Below are 4,304 nucleotides of genomic sequence, written 5' to 3' on the forward strand. Positions count from 1 at the left end.
GGCGCGGCTGCTCGACCGCCAATTGGCGGGGCGGTTGACGGTGCAGATCGTCGATGGCGACCCGGCGAAGCGTGATGCGGTGGCGGCGCGCGCGCTGGCGGCGTTGCGCGCGATGCCGGGGGTCGCGACCGCGACACCGGTCGATCGCGCCGAGCTGACCCGGTTGCTGCGCCCCTGGCTTGGCGCCGACGGTGCCGATCCGCAATTGCCCGTGCCGGCGATGATCGATGTCGAGCTCGCCGATCACGAAGCGGCGGCGGCCGCGCGCGTTGCCGCCACGCTCCGCCGCCTCAGCCCCGCCCTCCGCGTCGATCGCCATGAAAGCTGGATGTCGCCGGTCAACGACGTGATGCGCACGCTGACCCTGCTGGCGCTTGGGCTGGTCCTGCTGATGGCCAGCGCGACCGCCGCGGTCGTCGTGCTCGCCGCGCGTGCGGGGCTCCAGACGCATCACGCGACGATCGCGGTGATGCACATGCTCGGCTCGACCGATCTCCAGGTCGCGCGGCTGTTCCAGCGACGCATCGCGCTCGATGCGACGATCGGCGGCGTCGGCGGCGGGCTCGCCGCGTTGCTGGTGGTCGCCTTCATCGGCACCCGCTTGCACGGGCTCGGCTCCGACCTGCTCGGCGGGGTGACGCTCGACGGGGTCGACTGGGTGCTGCTCGCGCTCCTGCCCGTCGCGTTCGTCGTCCTCGCCACGCTGGCGGCGCGCGTGACGATCGTTCGCGCGCTGAGGCATATCCTGTGATCGTCCGGCTGTTCGGCATCATGGGGCTTGCCTGGGCGTTCGGTTTTGCGGTGTTCATGTTGCTGCTGCCCGAGCCGCTGAACGGCTTTACCTCGGATGCGATCGTCGTGCCGACAGGTGGGGCAGGGCGGATCGACCGCGGGATCGCGTTGCTCCGCGATCATCAGGCCAGGCGGATGCTCGTGACCGGCGTCGCGCCGGGGGTGCGCCCGATCGATCTCGCGCTCGAGTATCGCACCTCGCCCGCCTTGTTCGCATGCTGTATCGATCTGGGCGGCGACGCGGTCGATACGCGCTCGAATGCGGAGGAAACCGCGCGCTGGGTGCGGGTGCACAACTACCGCTCGGTGCGGCTGGTGACGTCGGACTGGCACCTCGCGCGTGCCCGGATGGAGCTCGCCGCGGCGCTTGGCGACAAGGTGATCATCCTGGGGGATGGCGTACCGGGGACGCCGCGGCTGGGGACTTTGGTCAACGAATATAACAAGTTGATCCTTCGCCGGATCGCGTTGTGGATTGGATTTGGCGGATGATTTGGCTGCGCAACTGGGCGTTCATGCTCGTTTTCTATTCGGGATCGGTGCCGATCGTGGTGAGCGTGCCGATCTCGGCGCTGTTCGGGTCGCGCGCGGTGATCGTGCATTCGACGATCTGGACGCGGTTTCACCGCTGGTGCGCGCGCGTGATCCTCGGCGTGCATGTCCGGATCGAGGGGACCCGGCCGACCGAGCCGGCGTTCTATGCGTGCAAGCATCAGGCGATGTTCGAGACGCTCGAGCTGCAGCGGATGCTCGACGGCCCGGCGATCGTGCTCAAGCGCGAACTCGCCGATATTCCGGCCTGGGGGTGGGCGGCGCGCAAATACGGGGCGATCGTCGTCGACCGCGAGGCATCGGCGACGGCGATGCGCAGCATGATGCGCGAGGCGACCGCGGCCAAGGCCACCGGCCGCTCGATCCTGATCTTCCCCGAGGGCACGCGGGTATCGCCGGGGGAGCGTCCGCCGCTCAAGCCCGGCTTTGCGGGGCTGTACCGCGCGCTGAAGATGCCGACGGTGCCGATCGCGTGCGACAGCGGGCTGGTATGGCCGAAAAAGGGCCTGAAGCGGCCGGGGGTGATCACCTTCCGCTTCGGCGAGGTGGTGCCGCCGGGTCTGCCGCGCGAGGAGGTCGAGGAGCGCGTCCATGCGGCGATGAACGCGCTGGATTGACATCCTCCCCCAGCGAAGGGCGGGGCCCAAGTGGGGGACGTCGCTAATATGCGTCGCGCGTCGTCACGTTGGCCTTCCCAATTGGGCCCCGGCCTCCGCCGGGGTGGTTATTCATTTAGTCGTGTGTACGACCGAAATCTTGGACGTCGTCGTCCTGGCCTTGTTCGACGATGCTCCGGCGGATGGCCCGCGTGCGCGTGAACAGGTCGAACAGCGCATCGCCGTCGCCCCAGCGGATCGCACGCTGGAGCTGGCTCAGATCCTCCGAGAAGCGCTGGAGCATCTCCAGCACCGCCTCGCGGTTGTTGAGGAAGATGTCGCGCCACATCGTCGGGTCCGACGCGGCGATCCGCGTGAAGTCGCGAAAGCCGCCCGCGGAATATTTGATGACCTCGGACTGAGTCACTTCCTCGAGATCGCCCGCGGTGCCGACGATCGTGTAGGCGATCAGATGCGGCAGATGGCTGGTCACCGCGAGGACGCGGTCGTGATGCTCGGGCGCCATCGTCTCGACCTGCGCGCCAAGCCGCCGCCAGAATTCGGCGACGCGCTCGACCGCGACCGGGTCGGCGCCGTCGGGCGGCGTGACGATGCACCAGCGGTTGCGGAACAGCGTCGCGAAGCCCGCTTCGGGGCCAGAGCGCTCGGTGCCGGCGACCGGATGCGCCGGGATCACGGTAGCGCCCGGCAGCGCGTCGGTCAGCGCGCGGACGATCTCGGCCTTGCAGCTGCCGACGTCGCTGACGATCGCATCCGCGGGGAGCTCGGCGGCGAACGCGCGCGCGACGTCGCCCATGATGCCGACGGGCACGCACAGGATCACGAGGTCGGCGTCGATCACCGCGGCACCCGCCGAGTCCGCGACGTCGTCGCAGAACCGCAGCCGATCCGCCGTTTCACGCACGCGCGCATCGGCGTCGTAGCCGGTGACGCGGACCGTCGGCATCGTCGCCTGCACCGCGCGCGCCACCGACGAGCCGATCAGCCCGAGCCCGATGATCGTGACGCGCGCGAACGGCAGCATCAGGCCCGCTCGACCAGATCGCGCAGCGCCGCGGTGACGCCGCGCGTCTCCGCTTCGGTGCCGATCGTGATGCGCAGCGCGTTGGGCAGCCCCTGGCCGGGCAGCCAGCGGACGATGTACCCCGCCTCCATCAGCCCGTGATAGGCGGCGTCGGCGGTCAGCGTGCCCTCGAACAGCACCAGCACGAAGTTCGCCTTGGACGGCACGCAGCGCAGCCCCGCATTGCCCATCTGGCCGATCTGCTCGACGAACCAGCCGCGCCACGTGTCGTTGTGCGCACGCGTCGCGTCGACGAAGCCGGTGTCGGCGAGCGCTGCGACCGCGGCGGCCTGGCCGGCGGTGGTCACGTTGAACGGCGCGCGGATGCGGTGCATCGCGTCGATGATCGGCGCACAGGCATAGCCCCAGCCGATCCGCTCGGCGGCGAGCCCGTGGATCTTCGAGAAGGTCCGCGTGACGAGCACGTTCGCCTCGGTCATCGCCAGCGCGAGACCCGCATCGTCCTCCTCGGGCGACAGATATTCGGCATACGCCTGGTCGATCACGAGCAGCACCGACTTCGGCAGGCCCGCATGCAGCCGCGCGATTTCCGCGCGCGGCGTGAAGGTGCCGGTCGGGTTGTTGGGGTTGGCGACGAACACGACGCGCGTACGCTCGGTGACCGCGGCGAGGATCGCATCGACGTCGGTCGCATAGTCGCGGTCGTCGACGATGATGGGTTCGGCCCCGACGCGGCGCGTGGCGATCTCGTAGACCGCGAAACCAAAGCGGACATGGATGATCTCGTCGCCGGGGCCGGCATAGGCGCCCGCGACCAGATGCAGGATCTCGTCCGATCCGGTGCCGTAGATGACGCGCGCCGGATCGAGATCGTAGTGCGCCGCCAACGCCTCGCGCAATTCGACCGCGCCCGCATCGGGATAGCGTTCGAGCGTCCGGTCGGCGGCATCGAACGCGGCCTTCGCGGCGGGGCTGGTGCCGAGCGGATTCTCGTTCGACGACAGCTTGATCACCGAGCGGCCATCGTCGGTCGTCGAGCGACCGGGCGTGTACGGCGCGATCCCCAGGATCCAGGGCTTTGGCGCGGGTGCGGGCATGATGTTTGTCATGGCCGCGGGGCATAGCGGGCGCGGTGCCGCGGTGGCAAATGCTTGTGTGTGCCGGTGGCGAAAGGTCGGGGTCGAGCTTCCCTTCTTCTCTCCCGTCATCCTGACGAAAGTCAGGACCCAGAGCCCCGAATGTCGGCGCCTGCAACCCTGGGTCCTGACTTTCGTCCGGATGACGGGGGGGGGGGGGTCCTCCCCCGCAAGGCGGGGGGG

The 4,304-nt window shown here is 69.4% G+C and carries 5 protein-coding genes; 3 read left to right on the forward strand and 2 right to left on the reverse strand.

Annotation, left to right across the window (positions count from 1 at the left end):
* The 3 genes from ASE88_RS07850 to ASE88_RS07860 form a co-directional block, all read left to right on the forward strand.
* On the forward strand, positions 1-751 hold a 751-nt coding region (locus ASE88_RS07850; protein ID WP_235527874.1), incomplete at its 5' end, for a cell division protein FtsX.
* A complete protein-coding gene (locus ASE88_RS07855; protein WP_056477379.1) occupies positions 748-1,284 on the forward strand; it encodes a YdcF family protein in 537 nt (178 codons plus the stop codon). The genes ASE88_RS07850 and ASE88_RS07855, both read left to right, overlap by 4 nt.
* Positions 1,281-1,961 (forward strand): lysophospholipid acyltransferase family protein, encoded by a 681-nt coding sequence (locus ASE88_RS07860; protein ID WP_055874833.1) that lies wholly within the window; start codon positions 1,281-1,283, stop codon positions 1,959-1,961. Before ASE88_RS07855 ends, ASE88_RS07860 begins: the two co-directional genes overlap by 4 nt.
* A 115-nt stretch (positions 1,962-2,076) precedes the next feature.
* On the opposite strand, the gene ASE88_RS07865 is transcribed toward ASE88_RS07860, so the two are convergent.
* Both ASE88_RS07865 and hisC read right to left on the reverse strand, forming a co-directional pair.
* Entirely contained in the window at positions 2,077-2,985 is a 909-nt protein-coding gene (locus tag ASE88_RS07865) for a prephenate/arogenate dehydrogenase family protein (protein ID WP_056477381.1), read from the reverse strand.
* The gene (hisC, locus tag ASE88_RS07870; RefSeq protein ID WP_056479232.1) at positions 2,985-4,082 is read right to left on the reverse strand and encodes a histidinol-phosphate transaminase; all 1,098 of its coding nucleotides are present in this window, start codon (positions 4,080-4,082) and stop codon (positions 2,985-2,987) included. Before hisC ends, ASE88_RS07865 begins: the two co-directional genes overlap by 1 nt.
* Positions 4,083-4,304 lie beyond the last annotated feature (222 nt).

This window comes from Sphingomonas sp. Leaf38, from assembly GCF_001421825.1.
Taxonomy (GTDB): domain Bacteria; phylum Pseudomonadota; class Alphaproteobacteria; order Sphingomonadales; family Sphingomonadaceae; genus Sphingomonas.